This is a genomic window from Mucilaginibacter antarcticus (assembly GCF_042686155.1).
Classification (GTDB): domain Bacteria; phylum Bacteroidota; class Bacteroidia; order Sphingobacteriales; family Sphingobacteriaceae; genus Mucilaginibacter; species Mucilaginibacter antarcticus.
The window spans coordinates 40,702-59,376 of sequence record NZ_JBHUON010000009.1 but is presented as its reverse complement, the minus strand read 5'-3'; the positions used below and the strand labels follow the sequence as shown (position 1 = coordinate 59,376).

At 43.1% G+C, this 18,675-nt stretch carries 19 protein-coding genes; 2 read left to right on the top strand and 17 right to left on the bottom strand.

From position 1 onward, the window contains the following. Positions 1 to 5: 5 nt before the first annotated feature. The 9 genes from ACFSYC_RS09320 to ACFSYC_RS09280 all read right to left on the bottom strand — a co-directional run bounded on the left by ACFSYC_RS09320 (position 6) and on the right by ACFSYC_RS09280 (position 9,006). Positions 6 to 674, bottom strand: a complete 669-nt coding sequence (locus ACFSYC_RS09320; RefSeq protein ID WP_377126189.1) for a DUF4397 domain-containing protein — start codon at positions 672 to 674, stop codon at positions 6 to 8. 120 nt (positions 675 to 794) lie between these two features. Then, positions 795 to 1,919 carry a DNA polymerase III subunit beta gene (gene dnaN / locus ACFSYC_RS09315; protein WP_377126186.1) on the bottom strand — a complete coding sequence of 375 codons (1,125 nt, stop codon included), beginning with the start codon at positions 1,917 to 1,919 and terminating at the stop codon, positions 795 to 797. A gap of 136 nt (positions 1,920 to 2,055) precedes the next feature. After that, entirely contained in the window at positions 2,056 to 4,452 is a 2,397-nt protein-coding gene (gldG, locus tag ACFSYC_RS09310; protein WP_377126183.1) for a gliding motility-associated ABC transporter substrate-binding protein GldG, read from the bottom strand. Between the two features lie 136 nt (positions 4,453 to 4,588). Continuing rightward, a complete protein-coding gene (locus ACFSYC_RS09305) occupies positions 4,589 to 5,107 on the bottom strand; it encodes an outer membrane beta-barrel protein (RefSeq protein WP_377126181.1) in 519 nt (172 codons plus the stop codon). Positions 5,108 to 5,124: 17 nt separating this feature from the next. Next, entirely contained in the window at positions 5,125 to 5,637 is a 513-nt protein-coding gene (locus tag ACFSYC_RS09300; RefSeq protein ID WP_377126178.1) for an outer membrane beta-barrel protein, read from the bottom strand. Between the two features lie 224 nt (positions 5,638 to 5,861). After that, a complete protein-coding gene (locus ACFSYC_RS09295) occupies positions 5,862 to 6,389 on the bottom strand; it encodes a hypothetical protein (protein WP_377126175.1) in 528 nt (175 codons plus the stop codon). Between the two features lie 71 nt (positions 6,390 to 6,460). Further along, positions 6,461 to 7,168 carry an ATP-binding cassette domain-containing protein gene (locus ACFSYC_RS09290; protein WP_377126172.1) on the bottom strand — a complete coding sequence of 236 codons (708 nt, stop codon included), beginning with the start codon at positions 7,166 to 7,168 and terminating at the stop codon, positions 6,461 to 6,463. A 48-nt stretch (positions 7,169 to 7,216) separates the two neighbouring features. Further along, entirely contained in the window at positions 7,217 to 7,513 is a 297-nt protein-coding gene (locus tag ACFSYC_RS09285; protein ID WP_377126169.1) for an FtsB family cell division protein, read from the bottom strand. Positions 7,514 to 7,680: 167 nt separating this feature from the next. Then, positions 7,681 to 9,006: a DEAD/DEAH box helicase gene (locus ACFSYC_RS09280; RefSeq protein WP_377126166.1), complete on the bottom strand. Its 1,326-nt coding sequence runs from the start codon at positions 9,004 to 9,006 to the stop codon at positions 7,681 to 7,683. A 207-nt stretch (positions 9,007 to 9,213) separates the two neighbouring features. Between ACFSYC_RS09280 and ACFSYC_RS09275 the strand changes: the two genes are divergently transcribed. Continuing rightward, positions 9,214 to 9,987 (top strand): DNA-formamidopyrimidine glycosylase family protein, encoded by a 774-nt coding sequence (locus tag ACFSYC_RS09275; RefSeq protein WP_377126163.1) that lies wholly within the window; start codon positions 9,214 to 9,216, stop codon positions 9,985 to 9,987. Positions 9,988 to 10,061: 74 nt separating this feature from the next. Here ACFSYC_RS09275 and eno read toward each other — a convergent pair whose 3' ends face one another. From eno to carA, 8 genes are all read right to left on the bottom strand, one after another. Beyond that, positions 10,062 to 11,357: a phosphopyruvate hydratase gene (gene eno / locus ACFSYC_RS09270; RefSeq protein WP_377126161.1), complete on the bottom strand. Its 1,296-nt coding sequence runs from the start codon at positions 11,355 to 11,357 to the stop codon at positions 10,062 to 10,064. A gap of 159 nt (positions 11,358 to 11,516) precedes the next feature. Then, positions 11,517 to 12,086, bottom strand: coding sequence for a PAS domain S-box protein (locus ACFSYC_RS09265; protein ID WP_377126158.1), 570 nt, complete (start codon positions 12,084 to 12,086; stop codon positions 11,517 to 11,519). Positions 12,087 to 12,192: 106 nt separating this feature from the next. Next, entirely contained in the window at positions 12,193 to 12,921 is a 729-nt protein-coding gene (locus tag ACFSYC_RS09260) for a DUF2490 domain-containing protein (protein WP_377126155.1), read from the bottom strand. A gap of 98 nt (positions 12,922 to 13,019) precedes the next feature. After that, complete coding sequence (locus tag ACFSYC_RS09255; RefSeq protein ID WP_377126152.1) at positions 13,020 to 14,120, bottom strand: ABC transporter permease; 1,101 nt, start codon at positions 14,118 to 14,120, stop codon at positions 13,020 to 13,022. Positions 14,121 to 14,188: 68 nt separating this feature from the next. Further along, positions 14,189 to 14,953 (bottom strand): ABC transporter ATP-binding protein, encoded by a 765-nt coding sequence (locus ACFSYC_RS09250; RefSeq protein ID WP_377126149.1) that lies wholly within the window; start codon positions 14,951 to 14,953, stop codon positions 14,189 to 14,191. 350 nt (positions 14,954 to 15,303) lie between these two features. Further along, complete coding sequence (locus ACFSYC_RS09245) at positions 15,304 to 15,516, bottom strand: hypervirulence associated TUDOR domain-containing protein (RefSeq protein ID WP_377126146.1); 213 nt, start codon at positions 15,514 to 15,516, stop codon at positions 15,304 to 15,306. A 166-nt stretch (positions 15,517 to 15,682) separates the two neighbouring features. Further along, positions 15,683 to 16,348: a tetratricopeptide repeat protein gene (locus ACFSYC_RS09240; protein WP_377126144.1), complete on the bottom strand. Its 666-nt coding sequence runs from the start codon at positions 16,346 to 16,348 to the stop codon at positions 15,683 to 15,685. Positions 16,349 to 16,423: 75 nt separating this feature from the next. Beyond that, positions 16,424 to 17,524 carry a glutamine-hydrolyzing carbamoyl-phosphate synthase small subunit gene (gene carA, locus ACFSYC_RS09235; RefSeq protein WP_377126141.1) on the bottom strand — a complete coding sequence of 367 codons (1,101 nt, stop codon included), beginning with the start codon at positions 17,522 to 17,524 and terminating at the stop codon, positions 16,424 to 16,426. A gap of 278 nt (positions 17,525 to 17,802) precedes the next feature. Between carA and panB the strand changes: the two genes are divergently transcribed. Further along, positions 17,803 to 18,618 (top strand): 3-methyl-2-oxobutanoate hydroxymethyltransferase, encoded by an 816-nt coding sequence (panB, locus tag ACFSYC_RS09230; RefSeq protein WP_377126138.1) that lies wholly within the window; start codon positions 17,803 to 17,805, stop codon positions 18,616 to 18,618. Positions 18,619 to 18,675: the final 57 nt, after the last annotated feature.

Here is an 18,675-nt window from a genome sequence, read left to right as displayed (position 1 = left end):
TTATATTATTGTCTGGTAACCAAAATACGTGCGCCAAACGCGTTAGTGCCCGTGCCGCCAATAACACCTTTAGTAAATAAGGTGTATACGTAATTCTTGGTTAGCGTTAAGTTTCCATCGGCCAGCAATCTATTATCGCTGGTTTGGCGGATAGCTAAAGCTACTTTGCCATTAACTACCGGTATAAACGGCGTCGCTTTTTTAAACGCTACTCTTTGGTATTTAAAGTTCGCGCCCACGCTCACCTCTAAAGTACTCTCAATGGGCGACGCGTTTACAAACCTGATGTAGGTAGTATCTTTTTCAGGCAAGGTATCGCGTAGCAAAAAAACTTTATCTGCCGACCGGCCGCCTACAATCAGTGTGTAAGCTGCAGCTGTATCAATGGTAAAAGGCGCATCAATCAATAGCTCGGCACGCCCTGCTTGTTTAAACTGAAAATTACTACTGCCTGTACTTACCTGCAAACTGGTGTACTGCCCGCCGGGTAACAAATTTGAACCCGAGTTTAAGCGTGTGCCTTTTTGATATATATTGAGTGTGTCAGGGCCTGCGTTTATTACAACTATGGCAGTTGTTCTGGTAGGCACAAATACATCGTCGCCGGCTTTTGAGCACGATACAAGCACAGTTGCTACCAGCATAAAACATAAAAACAAAACACCTACTTTCATATATATAACACGCTGTGAACCTATAACTGCTTATTGTACGTTTTGTTATCGGGCTTAATAAAAAAGTCCGGCCTTAGTAAAAAGCCAGACTGTATATTTTTGTCAATTAATACCTGTTGTTTAAGCGTAGCTGTTAAGCATAACCGGCATAACCAACATTAACACGTCTTCGTTTTCGTCCCCGCCTTGTGGCAACAATAAACCGGCACGGTTTGGCGATGACATCTCTAAAACCACCTCTTCGCCGCTCAGGTTTTTAAGCATTTCAATCAGGAAACGGGCATTAAAACCAATCTCCATATCCTCACCCTCGTACTGGCAGCTCAAACGCTCATGCGCCTCGTTAGCAAAGTCAATATCTTCTGACGATATGTGCAGCTCGCTACCGTTTATTTTTAAACGCACCTGATGGGTAGTTTTGTTAGCATAAATAGCTACACGGCTTAGTGAGCCTAAAAACGCCAAACGGTCAATACTTAGTTTATTAGGGTTATTTAGTGGGATAACCGCTTCATAATCGGGGTAACGCTCGTCAATTAAGCGGCAAACCAGATTTATGTTGTTAAATTTAAAGAAAGCGCTGGTGCTGTTATATTCAACCGATACATTGGCATCGTCTGCCGGTAAAGCCGATTTTAACAGTGTTAAAGCTTTTTTAGGCAATATAAAAGACGTAGTGCTTTCGGCTTTGGCATCTAACCTGCGGTAGCGTACCAGCTTGTGCGCGTCGGTGGCTACAAAGGTTAGATATTGGCTTGATAGCTGGCAGTAAACACCTGTCATAGCCGGGCGCAACTCATCATTACTTACCGCGAATATGGTTTTGCTAATAGCCTCGGACAATACAGACGCGGGCAGGTTTACTGACGACGCATTTTCAACCGTCGGTATCTTCGGAAAATCTTCGCCGTTTTCGCCGCTTAGTTTGTATTTACCGTCGCCGGCGTTTATCTCTATAGCAAACGTAGCATCATCAACAGAAAAAGCCACCGGCTGCTCTGGCAATGATTTTAACGTGTCTAACAATATACGCGATGGGATTGCTATCCGGCCATTCTCTTTAGCCTCAACGATTAAAGATGTGGTCATGCTGGTTTGCAAATCCGTAGCAGAGATGGTTAAGTTTCCATCCTTTATCTCAAACAAAAAGTTTTCCAGTATAGGCAATACGGTACTGTTGCTTAGCGCACCGCTTACAGACTGTAATTGCTTAAGTAATGTTGACGTAGAAACTATGAATCTCATATATAAATGGTAATTATTTATCTTAAAATATTGCCCCCTCTAAATCTCCCCCGGCAGGGGAGACTTTTTTAATGCCCTCCCTACCGGGGAGGGTTGGGCGGGGCTATCGGTAATTATTTATTCAAAAGTATAAAATTTAACGTGCATACTTTCGCCTGCGGGTATAATGTTGAAAAATAGCAAATATTAACACCAAAAGCAAGGGGCCGATGGTATTAATTACCTGCCAAAACACTTTTTCGTTACGGATGCGGGCGCGGCTAAGCAGGCGTAATTTTATTTCTTTATTTCGCAAAGCGATAAGGCCCGAGTCGTCTGTCAGGTAGTCGGCTATATTGAGCAGCAGATTTTTATTGCCAAAGGTTTGGCTGCTGTAACGGTCAAAACCCAGCGGGAAAGCCTCGCCCGCTGCCGAAACCTGATTTTTAAATACGTCACCATCACTTATCACCACCATCTTAGTTGGCTGGCTTTGGTTGGTGATGCTTATCTTTTCGGCCATACCATCCGGCTGTACCCTGTTTTTAAAGTCAGATTCAAAACTACCCTCCATTAAAACGGCGGCAACCTTTGGCTCGCTCTGAAAAGCTTTAGGATCAGGCTCTTGGTCTATAGCCTTCAGCGACAGCAAATGCGGCGCTTTTAAATTTTTATTATAGGGCGATGATGCCAGCAGCACAGTTTTTTGCACGTTAGGGATATCCAGCACATCAATAGTGCTTACAAACTCGCCACGTACCCCGTCCAAATTTTTTACTATGGGATGCTTTGCCAGTGGCATAAATATGGGGTAAAAAAGCCATGGCACCATTTGTATTTGCGGCTGCCCGCCAACGCTGCCGGTGCTGATAGGGATTTGCACTGCGCTGATATCGGCTATCATATCATAATTGATGCGGATGCCGTAAATAAACAGCTGATCGTCCAGGTTTAACTGTTTAGGGAAAGCCAGCTGCTCACCGCCATGGCCGCGCAGGCTGTCCAGTTCGGCGCTAACCTGGTCAATGCTCCACAGTATCTTGCCCCCACGCATCAGGTATTGGTCAAGCTTAAACTTTTCTGGTTCGGTAAATGGCTTGCTTGGCTTGGCAACTACCATCAGCTTTATCTTCATCAGGCTATCAAAAGGGATGCTGTTTAGCTCAACCCTGCCCACATCAAACCCGTCGGCCAGGGAGCGCATTGCATCGTTAAGTTGAAGATCATCAAGCTCGTTATGCCCTATGGTAAAACCAATTTGTGGTTTACCGCCCCTGCTTACTTTTTTTATGGCCGATGTAAAAGCGTATTCAAGATTTTGGATAGAGTTGTTGAGCACCTCGTCTGCAGATAAGCCCAATTGGCTTTGCTGGTTCAACAATTTTACCGGAATATCTTTACCATTGGCAGATACCATTGCCATTGGGAAAATGGTTTTTTGGGTCATCCCGTCATCTGTTTTTACAGACAATGCCAGTGGCTCGATACCGCGCGATTGAAGATCAGCGATGGCTTGATTCTGTTGTTCTGTAGACTGCCCTTTAAGGGGATCTATAAACTCAAATTGCAATTTACCATGGCTGTAAGCTTGCAAATCGGCCAGCATATCGCCGGTGGCGCGTTGCAGGCGTTTCATGCCGCCGGTTAAATCGCCCTGCAAATAAACCGTAACTTTTACAGTAGCAGGCAAATCATTTAACACCGTGCGGCTCGCGGGTGATACGGTATAGCGCCCTTCGGCTGTAAAATCAAACCGGGCGAAACCAAAGTTGCTCACAACGGCGAGTACTACAATTATGGCTAGCCCAATCATTGTTTTTTTGTCTGCCCGTTTTTGCTGCTGCGTTAAAAGCGCTAGTATGGTAAGCCAAATAAACAGCGCTGCCAAGGCAATGAAATAACCCAGATCGCGCGTATCTACTACCCCGCGGCTGATAGATTGATAATGCTCTGTGATACCTAAACGCTGGATACCTGAGCTTTGCAGGGAAAGCAGGGTACTTAGTGAATCAAAGCCGCTATAAAAAAAGAAACATATAAACACCGCTATGGTAAAAGCAATGATTTGATTTTTTGTTACGGCCGAGGTAAACAAACCAATAGCCGCAAAGGCCGATCCCAACAAAAACAAACCGATGTATGAGCCTATAACGGCCCCCGTATCAATATTGCCTTGAGGCGAACCTAATGTATGAACAGAGAAATAATAAATGAGTGTAGGCAACAGGGCAAACAGCACAATAAGCACGGCAGCAAAGTACTTGCCCAGTACAATTTGCAAGTAGGTTAAGGGGCGGGTTAATAATAGCTCGAAGGTGCCTTCCTTACGCTCCTCGGCCAACGAACGCATGGTAATGGCCGGAACGAGAAACATAAACAGGTAAGGCGCGGTGCTAAACAGGCTGTCTAGTCCGGCGTATCCGTAATCTAATATTGATGAATCCGGGAAGACCCATAAAAACAGGCCCAACACTAGCAGGAACACGCCGATAGTAACGTAGGCAACCAGCGAACTTAAATAACTTGTAATTTCTTTTTTGAGGATACTATACACCTTGCAAAGCGTTAAAGGCCGAAATTACAAAATATTTGGTAACGCCATGTTACGGTTATCGGTATAAGGATGGTTTGTTTAAAAACAAAAAAGCCGGAGGTGGATACCCCGGCTTTTAAAATGCGCTAGATCAATTTTAGAAACCAATTCCTAGACGGAACGCAAATTGGCTTATAGTTTCACCATCTTTTGTCCAACCCTCATAACGGATACCTAGGTCTGCATGGTTGCTAAATTTGATACCTATGCCTGGCGCATAAGCAAAGCCGGTACCGCCACCGCTTTCGGTTGAAATAGCTGCACCTACCTGACCCTCGGTATAAAACTGTGGATTGATGAAATATTTTGCACCAACTTTCAATGGTACAAAGCCAGTACCTGATTTATCAATACCAACTGATTTTAAAGCCGATGTAATACTGCTTTTGTACGGAAAATAAGTGTAACCTGCAGAAGTTGTGAAAAAGGTGTTAGTGGCAATAGGGTGATCATATTTCAAATCGCCGCCAATAGTAAATGATGAAACATCGCTTGTAGTGCCGGTAGGTATACCACCATTTATACCGATGCTAAAGATACCTTTTGCTGCTTGTTGGGCAAAAGTGCTTAGTGTTACGCCAATTAATAGCGCTAATGTAATTGTGATTTTTTTCATTGTTAAGGTTATAGAAATTAAAATTGATAAGCTAAACGAAGTGCGAACTGGCTAATGGTACCACGGTTTTTTGACCATCCTTCATAACGAACACCCAAATCAACAGCATTGGCAAATTTTAGACCTACACCTGGCGCGTATGCAAAAGCCGTGCCTCCACCGCTTTCTGTAGATATAGCCGCACCCACCTGTCCCTCGCCATAAAACATGTCATTAAACATATATTTAATACCTGCCTTTAACGGGATGAAACCTTCGCCAGACTGGTTAACACCGTAGCCTAACGAAGCAACTTTTACATCATTTTTGTAAGGCAGGTAAGTGTAGCCACCAGACAGGCTAAAAAATAATTGTTGGGCGATAGGATGATCATACTTCAATGAACCGCCTATAGCGATACTCGACACATTGCTAGCGTCGCCTACCAAAGCACCTGCGTCAATGCCAATGCTTAATTTACCCCGCTCCTGCGCCGACGCTACCAGAGATATTCCGCCTAAAAAGGCAATCGTTAGTAAAAATTTTCTCATAAATAATTGGGTTGTATTTTTTGCAAAACTATAAAAAGGTTGTCGAAAACAAACTATGGCGGTCATTTAAATCACTAGGACCAAATTTCAGAAGGTCTCACAGCAAGCGCGGGTACCACTTGTAATTGCTAATCCATTGCTGAGGTTTGGTGCCCAAAACTATGAAAATAAAAAAAGCTCCCTGATTAACAGGAAGCCTTTTAAAATAAGATTTACTTTTAAGCTTAGAAGCTAAACGCTAAGCGCGCAGCTATTTGGCTTAAAGTAACACTGTTAGAATTGCCTAAACCATTATTGGTTTTTATAGCCCAGCCCTCATAACGTAAGCCGATATCAACGCCACCGCCAAAATCATAACCAATACCCGGCGCGTAAGCGAAGGCTACTTTGCTACCGCTTTTAGTGCCAATTGCAGCACCTAACTGGCCTTCGCCATAAAAGCCTTCGGTAAAGTGGTATTTAATACCGGCTTTAATAGGAATGGCTGTGTATGAAGGATTTTTAATACCAGCGACAGTTTTGCCTAAATATGCGCTGTAACCTGCAGACAGTGTAAAGGCTGTGCTTGTGGCTATTGGGTGCTCAAATTTTATTGAACCACCAATAACTGCATTGTAAAAATCAGCTGCATCACCAATTGGTGCGCCGCCTTCTAAACCAATGCTGAATCTGTTGGCACTACCTGTGCTTTGTGCAAAAGTGGTGAATGATACACCTACTAATAATGCTGCTGCTAAAAGGATTTTTTTCATGTTAAACTGTTGTTTATGGGTTAAATAAATGTGAGTTGTTAAACAAACAGCAAAACCTAATTCAGATCATACTATTTGTTGGTTAACGCAACAAACACATGCTCTAATTGTTTTTCGCCATTTGCACCTTTTAGATTTTGCAGTGTATCATTTGTTACAATTTTTCCCTTATTTATGATGATTACCTGGCTGCACATGGCTTCAACCTCCTGCATAATATGAGTCGACAGGATGACAGTTTTGGTTTTGCCCAGGTCTGTAATAAGTTTACGAATACTGATAAGCTGGTTAGGATCAAGGCCCGATGTTGGCTCGTCTAAAATCAGCACCTGCGGGTCATGCAGAATGGCCTGCGCCAAGCCTACACGTTGTTTGTAGCCTTTTGATAACTGATGGATCTTTTTGTGTTGCTCGGGGCCAAGTCCGGTTTGTTCAATAACTTCGGCAATACGCTTTGCTGGGTCATGCAGGTTATGAATATCGGCGACAAAAGCCAGCGACTCTTTAACATACATATCGGTATAAAGTGCGTTGCTTTCAGGCAGGTAGCCTATGTTACGCTTAACGTCGAGTGGCTGGGTAGTTACATCAAACCCACAAACTTGAGCCCTGCCACTGGTTTGCGGGATAAAACCCGTAAGGATTTTCATGGTGGTTGACTTACCGGCGCCGTTTGGCCCCAAAAAGCCCAAGACGCCCGTGCCCGCGCTAAAGCTAATATCATCTACCGCTTTTTGCTCACCATAAATTTTTGTCAAACCCTCTACACGGATACTCATGCGTCAAATGTAGAAAATTGGAAGGAAATGAAATAAGTTTGGAGTAATTTACTCGGCTTTCTCTTTTACAATCACAAAAACATCTTCGTTTTCTTTGCGCATCAGGTATTTTTCGCGTGCAAATTTTTCAAGTTTCTGTGGGTTCGAGGTAAGCTCGTCAAGGTCTTTGGCTACTTTAACGTTTTGTTGCTTGTAAAAGTCGCGCTCCTGCTCAAGTTGAGCCACTTCCTGGTGGTATTGGTATTGAGATAGCAGATCGTTTTTATCAAGAAAGAGCATCCATATCACAAAAGCTAGTGCTATAAGGAAATATTTGTTTCTTAAAAGATCTATCAACCGCTGCATAATACGCTTAAAAGTAATTTTATTTAAAAATAAGCAAAAAGTTTACCCGCTGCAAATATGCTTATTAACTTATCAACATTTGTTGCTTCGCAAAGATTGCTTACTAAAGTTAAAGGTTGGTTGCTGTTATAACGCCACCAACCTTTAACCATCAGTAAGTTATTTTACTATCGGCGGTTGCCACCAGCCCGGCTACCACCGCTCATGTTGCCATCGGCTGAACGGCCACCGCCGCCAGAACGATTGCCAGAAGGGCGCTTATCAGTACTGCCAAAGCCCCGGCCGCGTTTTTGGCCACCACCCTTGCCTTTAGGCTTGTCTTTATTTGCAGCATGATTAGCCACAATGCTTTGCGGGCTCATTACGTATGGATGCTCGGCATTAACCGGGATCTCTTTACCTATCAGTTTATGGATATCCTTTAAAAAATCAATCTCTTCGGCATCGCAAAAGGTAAAGGCAATACCACTGGCACCTGCACGGCCGGTACGGCCAATACGGTGTACATAAGTTTCGGGTACGTTTGGTATCTCGTAGTTAATTACGTGCGTAAGCTCGTCAATATCAATACCACGTGCTGCAATATCGGTAGCAATTAAAACACGTGTTGTACGGGCTTTAAAGTTGGTCAACGCACGCTGGCGCGCGTTTTGTGACTTATTACCGTGAATAGCCTCGGCCGTAATATTTAACTTATGCAGGTCTTTTACCACCTTATCTGCACCATGCTTGGTGCGGGTAAATACCAGCGCCGTTTTAATTTCTTTATCTTTTAATATGTGGGCCAGTAACGATCGTTTGTCGTTCTTCTCCACGTAGTAAAGTTCCTGCTGTATAGTCTCAGCGGTTGATGATACCGGTGTAACTTCAACCCGTTCAGGGTTAGTCAGAATGCTGTCTGCCAGACCCTGGATCTCTTTAGGCATAGTAGCCGAGAAAAACAGTGTTTGCCTTTTGGCCGGTACTTTAGCAATTACTTTTTTAACATCGTTAACAAAGCCCATATCCAACATTCGGTCGGCCTCGTCAAGTACCAGCATTTTTATATGCTCCAGGTTAACAAAACGCTGTTGCATTAAATCAAGCAAACGGCCCGGGGTTGCAACAAGTATGTCAACGCCGCGGCGCAAAGCATCAACCTGCGGGTTTTGCGATACGCCACCATAAATTACCAAGTGCTTTAAACCGGTATGCTTACCATACGCGGCAAGGCTTTCGTTTATCTGGATAGCTAATTCGCGTGTTGGGGTAAGTATCAGGGCCTTAATAGTTTTCTGCTCTTTGTGCTGTAGCCTGTCCTGGTAAAGTAATTGTAAAATAGGTATAGAGAATGCAGCCGTTTTACCGGTACCTGTTTGGGCGCAACCTAAAAGATCGCGGCGTTGCAGTACAATAGGTATGGCTTGTTGTTGTATGGGTGTAGGTGTAGTGTATCCCTCAGTTATTAAAGCCCTAAGGATTGGCTCAATTAAATTTAAATCTTGAAATAACATGTATTGTCTTTTTATTTTATGTGCTAACGCGATTGCATAGCGGATCTGAAGAGTTTGTCGGTGATCAAAACCGTAAAGCTAACGGGTATTATATTTATTGGCGCAAAGATAGGTTTTTTATTTGGGATGTGGAGGCAGGTACGACCCATCGGTATTTGAATCTAAAACCAATGGGCGTTATATTGGTTCTTTTAATAAAATCCTGTTATGCCTGAATTGCCCGATCTGCAAGTGTTTAGTAAAAACCTTAACAAATTGTTTAAGGGAAAGACGTTAAACAATATAGAAATAACCAATGCGAAAAACCTAAACGTTTCGGCCGCCAAACTAAGGGAGGCCCTGGAAGGTAGTGAGTTAGCTGAAGTTAAGCGTGTGGGTAAAGAGCTGCATTTTGAATTTAATAACAAACACATATTAGCCATACACCTGATGCTTAATGGAAAGTTGCACACTCTTGACGGCAGTAACGAAAACAAGTTCAGCATTATAGCGCTATTTTTTAAGGGCGGTAAGGGGTTGGCACTTACCGACTTCCAGGCTCTGGCTACACCGACCCTGGATCCTGCAGAGAGCGATATTCCCGATGCCTTAGGGGTTACAGAAGCCTACCTTAAACAAAAACTAAGCAAAACCAAAACGCCGGTTAAAACAGTGCTGATGAATCAGAAAGTGTTGCGGGGTATTGGTAACGCCTATGCGGACGAAATACTCTGGGACGCGCGATTGTCGCCATTTTCTGTATCAAATAAACTTCCCGAAGGCAAGGTACAACAACTTTTAAAATCTATTGAAGAAGTCCTTAAAGACGCTGAGAAACAGATCGTCAAAATACAGCCGGATATTATTAGTGGCGAGATAAGGGATTTCCTGAAGGTACACCTACCCAAACAAAAACGAACCGAAACCGGCGCTACCATACATCAAAAACGGCTTGCCGGACGTAAAACATATTTTACAGACGAACAGGAGATGTTTGAGTAGAGCCGCTTAAAAGTATCCACAAAAAAAGCCCCCCGAAATCGAGAGGCTTTCTGCTTTATCTTTCGGCTGTCAGCTTATTTATTATAGTATTTAAACGCTTTACCAATGAATTTTGCGCTTTCGCCTAATTCTTCTTCAATACGTAATAATTGGTTGTATTTAGCTATCCTGTCTGAACGTGAAGCCGAACCCGTTTTGATCTGGCCGCAATTTAATGCTACAGCTAAATCAGCAATAGTTGCATCTTCAGTCTCGCCGCTACGGTGACTCATTACTGAGGTGTAACCGTTAGTTTGAGCTAAGCTTACCGCGTTAATAGTTTCTGTTAACGAACCTATTTGGTTAACTTTTACCAGGATAGAATTTGCGGTAGCATCAGTAATACCTTGTTGTAAACGCACAACGTTTGTAACGAACAAATCATCACCTACTAATTGAACTTTATCGCCAATTTTGTCGGTTAATATTTTCCAGCCAGCCCAATCATCTTCAGCCATACCATCTTCGATGGATATAACCGGATATTTAGCAGCTAATTCAGCTAAGTAAGAAGCCTGCTCTTCGCTGGTGCGAATAGCGCCATTCGGGCCTTCAAATTTAGTGTAGTCGTATTTACCGTCTTTGTAAAACTCAGAAGCAGCGCAATCAAAAGCGATGAAGATATCTTCGCCGGCTTTGTAACCTGCTTTATCTATCGCTTTTAAAATGGTTTCAACGCCATCTTCGGTGCTGTCAAATTTAGGGGCAAAGCCACCTTCGTCACCTACTGCAGTAGACAAACCACGGTCATGTAAAATCTTTTTCAAGTTGTGGAACACTTCAGTGCCCCAACGTAAAGCCTCAGAGAATGTAGACGCGCCAACGGGCATGATCATAAACTCCTGGAACGCAATAGGCGCGTCAGAGTGTGAACCACCGTTAACGATGTTCATCATCGGGATAGGCAATGTGTTAGCGTTAACACCACCAATGTAGCGGTATAACGGCTGACGGCTCTCTTGCGCGGCGGCTTTAGCAGCAGCAAGCGATACACCTAAAATAGCGTTAGCGCCTAAGTTTGCCTTGTTTGGCGTGCCATCAAGGTCAATCATTATTTTGTCGATACCGTTTTGATCAAACACATCAACACCTTGCAATTCTTTTGCTATAATGTCATTTACGTTAGCAACGGCTTTTAAAACGCCTTTGCCCATGTAAACGGCCTTGTCATTATCACGCAATTCAACAGCCTCATAAGCACCGGTTGATGCACCTGACGGTACAGCGGCACGGCCTAAAAATCCATTTTCTGTTAGTACATCTACTTCGATAGTAGGGTTACCGCGCGAATCAAGTATCTGGCGGGCGTGAACATCAATAATTAAACTCATTTCTTTTTTTGATTATTTCGGTTTTATAAATAGTGTACCAGGTACACCCAAAACGTTTAGTTTTCAAATATACAAATCTCATTAAATAAGTAGGAATTTAACTTTAACATTAACATAAATTTAATGTCACACAGCGGGTTAGCTTAATCTTTTAGATGTCTATTTTACAGGGGCTGCAACCTCTGTGGCCATTATCATAATGTGGTCTTCTTTGCCCGGCGATATGATGACGTGTGTTGTGATGTTAACTTGTATAGATGTGCCATCTTTTTTTAAGTGAGTCCAAACGCCGGAGCTGTTGTACTCGCCCTTCAAACCTTTTACAATCATGTGCACCTTGGCAACGTCTTCCTTAGGGTGGATATCAAGTATGGTCATGTTTTTGAACTCATCAAGCGTATATCCGTATTTGGCTATTGCAGCGTTGTTGGCCGCCGTGTAGTTAAGTGTTCGACGGTTATAAATCCACATGGGTGTTGGGTTCGACTCAAAATAACTACGGTACTGCAGCTCGCTTTCGCGCAGCCTGCCATCATTTTTTAATATAAGCTTGTAAAGGATAAACCCGGTAATAAGCACGTAAGCAAAGCCTTTAATGCTGCCTAAAAAAATAATGGACGATATACCCATCGCGCCACTAAAAAGATCAAGCAATCTGTCGCTCAGGACAATCCATAGTAAGCCCGTGACGGTGTAAAGCGCGGCTATTTTGAAGGCACCTGATCTCATTGGCTATAGTTTAACCTGCGTCAGCGATTAGACATTACTAATGCTGGTTAAATATAACTATTAACTAATGAGTTGTAAAAAAAAGTTTGGATTGTGTAGTTAGATACTAGTCTACCGTGCTTGGTATATGCTCTTTAGGCTTGCCATTTTTACGGTTGATGCGGTACATCATGGTTATAGCCAGATTGTTTTTAGCCCCAGCAGATGTGTTGCTAAAATTATACTGATTAAGCCAGCCCATTTGTGTGCTTAATGATTTATTAAACTGGTAACCAATTGTTGCCGAGAATCTGTTGCGCTCAAAATGGGGCGCTTTGTTGTTCAGAAATATTTCGTCAAAAACAGATATAAAGAATGTACCCGGTATAATTTTACGATTATTTAAAGGTATCACCACATTCAACCTGTATCTAAAACGGTTGCGGTAAATGCCATTTACCCAACGCTGCTCTGCGCGGTAACGGTGTTCAAACTTAACGCGGTCTAAAAAACTATTTATGGTTAACTGCTCCCAAAGCCTAAACTCACTTACAGGTAGCTGTCCCATATTACCGTTTTCATTGGTAATGTATCTGCCTGTGCCTATAAGGCCGGTATAATTATTAGCGAAATCATAGCTGATGCCGCCTTTAGTTTCAAAGTAGTAAAACTGGTTAAAAAACTCGTTTGAGCGGGCTTGCAGTTCAACGTAACCACCCCAGCGATGAGTACTATCACCCGGCAAAACCACGGTAGCTATGCCGAAAATACCGGTTTTGTTATTTTGCGCTTTTGAACTAAAGGTTACTGTTAATAATAATGCAGCTAAAATTATTACCGCTCTAAGTTTTGCCATGTTAATATAATGTAAATTACAATGACAAATGTATTTTGTTAATATTACCTCAATGTTAATATAAGCCGATTCAATATTAAGAAATTGTTAACAGTGCTTTATTCCCACTTAAAGGTCTTTACCGCAACAGCATACACTACCACCCCCCAAATGCACATAATTAGTATTTGGTGCGATACATCAACCAGGCTGGCACCCTCAAAGGCTACCTTGCGTAAAGCGTCATTTAAATAAGTTAACGGCAAAGCCCTGCTGATAGGCTGTAGCCATGCCGGGAAAACATTGATAGAAAAGAAAGTACCCGACAGTAAGAACTGCGGCAAAGTGATCATATTAGCTATTGGTGGCACCGTACTTTCGTTTTTGGCAATGCCCGATACCACAAACCCAAAACCCATAAAGACAACGACCCCGATAAATGACAGCAGCATCATACTGAGCACCGTTGTAAAACCATGTACCAGCGTAAAGCCAAAAGCATAATGGCCAACCAGAATGATAAACAACGCTCCTATCAGCGCGAAACTAATTCGCGCTATCGCTTCGCCTAAAACAATACTGAAGCGCTTAACCGGCGTGGCAAAAAAACGCTTAAGCACCATAGTGATCCGCAGGCTTAAAAACACAAAAGCGGTACCAAACACACCGGTACTTAATAGCGAAAAGCCTAACTGGCCGGGTAATATAAAGTCTATGGTGCGGTATTCGCGCGATTTAACTTCGGCTTCTTTAATAATGGCTGCCGGTGGCGGCGCGTTGGGGATACGGCTGTTTATCTCATAAAAGATATTATTCAAAGTGGTTTTCAATATACCAACTTTGTCTCCCGATGCCTGGCTGTGTTTTAAATTAACCGTAAAGTATGGCGGCTGCGCATTTTTCTGAATATCTATAATAGCATCAATAGAACCCTTTTTTAGGTTGGCCTCCATTTCCTGCGGTGTCTGATTGTGTATCAGCCTAACTACGCTAACTGTTTTTAACGCCCGGTAAACCGGGTTAATCGTATCATTAGTTTTAGCTACGCCGACATCTACAGAAATGACCCCGCCCCCACTAATAAAGCCAAATACCAGGATAAATATCAACGGAAACAACAGTGTAAACACCACCGAAGATGGGCTACGCACTATGGAACGGAAACTTGCTTTGGCTATAGCCAGCGTCGCATTTAAATTACTATATGGTTTATCAGTCATTGGTCGTTAAGTAGTTGGTCAAAGGGCATTCGATTAGCGTCATTGCTCCCCTTCAGGAGGCTTGGGGCTTACTCGGCCCGCCATTCCTTGCCGGTCTTATTTATAAATACATCTTCAAGGCTGGCCAGTTTCACCTGTTTGGGGCGTTCAAAGCCAGATGCTACCAGTTCGTCAATAAAATGATCTGGTGTATCTACGCCTATAATATTACCACCGTCTACAAATGCTACGCGGTCGCAAAGCACTTCGGCTTCGTCCATGTAGTGGGTGGTTATTACAACGGTAGTGCCCTGGTCACGTATCTCGCGGATCAGGTCCCACAGGTTACGACGGGCTTGCGGGTCAAGGCCGGTTGTAGGCTCGTCTAAAAAAACGATGCGTGGGTTATTTATCAGCGTGGTGGCTATAGAAAAGCGTTGCTTTTGCCCGCCGGACAATTCTTTATATTTTGATTTGGCTTTGTCGGTAAGTGCTACCTTCTCCAGCATCTCAAACGGGCTTCTCTGTACGCCGTAAAGTCCCGAGAAAAGTTCTATCAGTTCTGAAAGATTTAAGTTGGGGTAATATCCGGCGGCTTGCAACTGCACGCCTATGCGCTTTTTTATGCTGGCCGCGTCGGTGTCAATATCAAAACCATCAACAGTGATCTGGCCGGACGTTTTGCTACGCAGGGTTTCAATGATCTCGAGCGTGGTTGTTTTGCCGGCGCCGTTTGGGCCAAGCAGGCCGAAGATCTCGCCTTCAAATACCTCAAAGCTAATACCTTTTACGGCCTTAAAATCGCCGTAATTTTTAACTAAATTATTCACGGTGATGATGGGTTGTTTTGCCATAGCGTAAAAATGGCATCAATAATTGGATTATCCGCTTTTTTTTAGCGCTTATTGTCAATTTTTACGCTAATAAAACGCTATCATAAACAATGCGGATGAACGCGGGGCTCATCGACACTGCTTATTTTACTAAATGCCCTAAAAGGTGCAGTGCAGCAACGGCGTGAGCAATTGCCTGTACTAATAATATCATTGCCGGTTTAATTAAAAATGGTGCCATATTGTGGTTGTTTTACGGTACAAATGTGACCATAAAAGCAGCGTGGCGGCAGTGTTATTAGGTAAAATGAGGGTAAATGTCGGTGAAATAAGTATTTATTATCGCGAGCGGGGCTATCGCAAGTTTTAATCTATTTCTTCCCCCGGCTCAATTCGCTTTCAGACTTTAACACCTTGGCGCCCGACTGTTGTTTAATCTCGTAAGCGGGTTGGTCTTTACTGGCGTTACGTTTTACTTTTGCCCCTTTTATAGTTTTGGTGACCGGTTGGGTATGTTTCTTTTCTATTTTACCTTCTGCTTCGCCATTGCTCCAATTCCAATGAACGGTATCTCCTTTTTTCATGCTGCTATTTTTAAACGTCAGCCGGGCAATAGCGGATAGGTTACGCACGATAGGTAGGCGCACCCTTACCTGCTATCGCCGTGGTTGACAGTTGGTAATAGCAAAAGGATTGCCAAACCACCATAAGCCGCCCAACATTGAGATATCCTGAACGTTTTTATCCGATTTATTTACCTGTTAGCAATTTTCTAACTTTAGGGTTAACGGCTTTGGGATCTAACCCGTCTGTAATTTTAAGATACTTATAAGCGCTGTCTTTATTAGCAAAGTAGCTATAGGCTCCTGTTAGCTGGGCAAATATGCCCGCGTTACGTGGCTCAAGTTTAGCGGCATCATAAAGCGCGGCAATAGCGGCATTAAGATATTTTTGGTTTTTAGTTTCAAAAAACGCATTGCCGTAGCTTGTCGACATATCTTGCAATAAGCGTGAATTACCCGGCTTAAGCCTGGCAGATTTTTCAAAATACGGTAACGACTCTTTGAACTTGCCCTGCATAATCAGCACATTGCCCAAGCCCCAATAGGTATCAGCATTTAAGCTATCAAGTAGCCAAGCCTGGTTAAAACGCATTATAGCCGTATCAGCTTTTTTTTGATAGGCATAATGCCAGCCCATTTTAACATACTTTTCTGCGGCCTGCTTTCTGTCCATCGTTTTGTCAGAAGCCGCAATAAATTTCTTATCAAAACCAATTTGCTCATCGCATTTTTTAACACCGCCAAACAGTGGCAGCGTATTAATACCATCTGTACAGGGCTGTTTTTGACTGCAGCCCGCCATTGTTAAAAAGGTAATTAAACTCAGCAAAATTGGTTTTAAGGACTTTATCATGCGCCTAAGGTAATATTTTATAAAAAGAAAACGCCCCAATAAATTGAGGCGTCATGTTATCATTTATTTGTTTAATTACTTCATCAAATTAATAAAGTCATCAAACAAATAACGGCTATCATGCGGGCCTGGTGACGACTCCGGGTGATATTGCACCGAGAATGCTTTTTTACCTTTAACACGGATACCTTCAATTGAATTATCGTTAAGGTTAACGTGGGTGATCTCCACCTTGTCAGACGCTCTAACCGCGTCAGGCACCACACCAAAACCGTGATTTTGTGATGTAACCTCGCAATGGTTGATAATGATATTTTTTACCGGGTGGTTTAAGCCGCGGTGACCGTTAAACATTTTTTTGGTTGGGATATCATTAGCTAAAGCCAGCAACTGGTGGCCAAGGCAAATACCAAACATCGGTTTATCGGCAGCCAAAATATCTTTAACAGTGTCAATAGCATAAGGCATTGCCGATGGATCGCCGGGGCCGTTTGAAATAAAGTAACCGTTAGGGCCAAAATCTTTTTCCATTTCGGCGAAAGTGGTTTTGGCAGGGTATACTTTAGCAAACACATTGCGGTCGTCAAAATTACGCAGGATGTTTTTCTTAACACCAAGGTCAAGCACGGCAACACGGTAAGGCGCGTTTTCATTACCTATGGTGTAAGTTTCTTTAGTTGATACTTGAGACGATAGCTCCAACCCATCCATTGAAGGCACTAATGCCAGTTTGGCTTTTAGCTCGTCAATATCTAATATCTCTGAAGATATAATGGCATTCATAGCGCCCTTATCGCGGATGTGGCGCACCAGCTGGCGGGTATCCACATCTGAGATCCCTACTATGTTTTGCTGCTGGAAATAATCTTGTATAGACTCGTCGGCCTGTTTACGGCTGTAAGTAATGTTGTAGTTTTTACACACCAGGCCGGCTATCTGGATATTGGCCGATTCAACCTCTTCGTTAGAGATACCATAGTTACCAATGTGTGCATTGGTAGCCACCATAATCTGCCCAAAGTAAGACGGATCTGTAAACACTTCCTGGTAGCCGGTCATGCCGGTATTAAAACAAATTTCGCCTGTTGTGGTACCTATTTTTCCGGCTGCTTTACCATGAAAAACAGTTCCGTCTTCTAACAATAATACCGCAGGTAATTTGGTGAAATACGTCATTAGCTTAAATAAATTAAATGGTTAAAATAGCGGCTTGTCTGGTGCGATGCGCCGTATAATTTGACTTGTAGAACGAAGTAAGATACCTCTTTATTCACGGGTGCAAAAGTAAGAAAAGATTTCAGATTGTGGATGTACGGTTTCGAATTATTTGATAATAAAATTGTCAAAATTTGGTGTTCGATTTTCGCTTCGCAGCTCTAGTAATAATTACGAAAGTGAAAAACCGAATTCGGTATTCAAAAGTATTACCTTTGCCAATCTAAAAAACCATTAGCATGTCTGTACACAAAGATGTTAAAAGGATAACCACCCATACGCTGCAGGAAATGAAAAACCGTGGCGAGAAAATTGCCATGCTAACTGCATACGATTACTCGATGGCTGCCATTGTAGACGCTGCCGGTATGGATGTAATTTTAGTAGGCGACTCGGCATCGAACGTTATGGCGGGGCACGAAACTACGCTACCTATCACGCTTGATCAGATGATCTACCATGCTTCGGCAGTGGTACGTGCAGCCAGGCGCGCGTTGATTGTGGTTGATTTACCTTTTGGCACTTACCAGGGTAACTCCAAAGAAGCGCTGGCATCTGCTATCCGCATCATGAAAGAGTCGGGCGCCCATGCTGTGAAACTTGAAGGTGGTATTGAGATTGCCGAATCTGTGAGCCGTATCCTAACCGCGGGTATCCCGGTGATGGGGCATTTGGGTTTAACACCGCAGTCTATCTATAAATTTGGCACCTACACCGTACGTGCTAAAGAAGATGCCGAAGCGCAAAAACTGCGGGAGGATGCCCTTAAATTACAAGAGCTAGGTTGCTTTGGTATTGTACTGGAGAAAATTCCGGCTGCATTAGCCAAAACAGTTTCTGAAAGCCTGGTGATACCTACCATAGGCATAGGCGCCGGCCAATTTTGCGACGGGCAGGTTTTAGTAATACATGACATGCTGGGCATTAATAAAGGCTTTAAACCCAGATTTTTACGCCAGTACGCTGATTTAGCAGATGTAATGAACAATGCCATAAGCAATTATGTTACTGATGTAAAGGCGAAGGATTTCCCGAACGAGAAAGAGCAATATTAACTAGCGAGTAGTGAGTGGTTAGGAGTGAGTAACTTTTTAACCTCTCCCTACTCCAAT

What these genes read in the sequence shown, in the direction of transcription:
- ACFSYC_RS09320 (WP_377126189.1), bottom strand. Translation starts at nt 674, where the DNA reads ATGAAAGTAGGTGTTTTGTTTTTATGTTTTATGCTGGTAGCAACTGTG.
- carA (WP_377126141.1), bottom strand. Translation starts at nt 17,524, where the DNA reads ATGACGTATTTCACCAAATTACCTGCGGTATTATTGTTAGAAGACGGA.
- ACFSYC_RS09280 (WP_377126166.1), bottom strand. Translation starts at nt 9,006, where the DNA reads ATGTTATTTCAAGATTTAAATTTAATTGAGCCAATCCTTAGGGCTTTA.
- ACFSYC_RS09250 (WP_377126149.1), bottom strand. Translation starts at nt 14,953, where the DNA reads ATGGCAAAACAACCCATCATCACCGTGAATAATTTAGTTAAAAATTAC.
- ACFSYC_RS09285 (WP_377126169.1), bottom strand. Translation starts at nt 7,513, where the DNA reads ATGCAGCGGTTGATAGATCTTTTAAGAAACAAATATTTCCTTATAGCA.
- dnaN (WP_377126186.1), bottom strand. Translation starts at nt 1,919, where the DNA reads ATGAGATTCATAGTTTCTACGTCAACATTACTTAAGCAATTACAGTCT.
- ACFSYC_RS09245 (WP_377126146.1), bottom strand. Translation starts at nt 15,516, where the DNA reads ATGAAAAAAGGAGATACCGTTCATTGGAATTGGAGCAATGGCGAAGCA.
- ACFSYC_RS09290 (WP_377126172.1), bottom strand. Translation starts at nt 7,168, where the DNA reads ATGAGTATCCGTGTAGAGGGTTTGACAAAAATTTATGGTGAGCAAAAA.
- ACFSYC_RS09240 (WP_377126144.1), bottom strand. Translation starts at nt 16,348, where the DNA reads ATGATAAAGTCCTTAAAACCAATTTTGCTGAGTTTAATTACCTTTTTA.
- ACFSYC_RS09300 (WP_377126178.1), bottom strand. Translation starts at nt 5,637, where the DNA reads ATGAGAAAATTTTTACTAACGATTGCCTTTTTAGGCGGAATATCTCTG.
- panB (WP_377126138.1), top strand. Translation starts at nt 17,803, where the DNA reads ATGTCTGTACACAAAGATGTTAAAAGGATAACCACCCATACGCTGCAG.
- ACFSYC_RS09295 (WP_377126175.1), bottom strand. Translation starts at nt 6,389, where the DNA reads ATGAAAAAAATCCTTTTAGCAGCAGCATTATTAGTAGGTGTATCATTC.
- ACFSYC_RS09265 (WP_377126158.1), bottom strand. Translation starts at nt 12,086, where the DNA reads ATGAGATCAGGTGCCTTCAAAATAGCCGCGCTTTACACCGTCACGGGC.
- ACFSYC_RS09260 (WP_377126155.1), bottom strand. Translation starts at nt 12,921, where the DNA reads ATGGCAAAACTTAGAGCGGTAATAATTTTAGCTGCATTATTATTAACA.
- ACFSYC_RS09305 (WP_377126181.1), bottom strand. Translation starts at nt 5,107, where the DNA reads ATGAAAAAAATCACAATTACATTAGCGCTATTAATTGGCGTAACACTA.
- ACFSYC_RS09255 (WP_377126152.1), bottom strand. Translation starts at nt 14,120, where the DNA reads ATGACTGATAAACCATATAGTAATTTAAATGCGACGCTGGCTATAGCC.
- ACFSYC_RS09275 (WP_377126163.1), top strand. Translation starts at nt 9,214, where the DNA reads ATGCCTGAATTGCCCGATCTGCAAGTGTTTAGTAAAAACCTTAACAAA.
- eno (WP_377126161.1), bottom strand. Translation starts at nt 11,357, where the DNA reads ATGAGTTTAATTATTGATGTTCACGCCCGCCAGATACTTGATTCGCGC.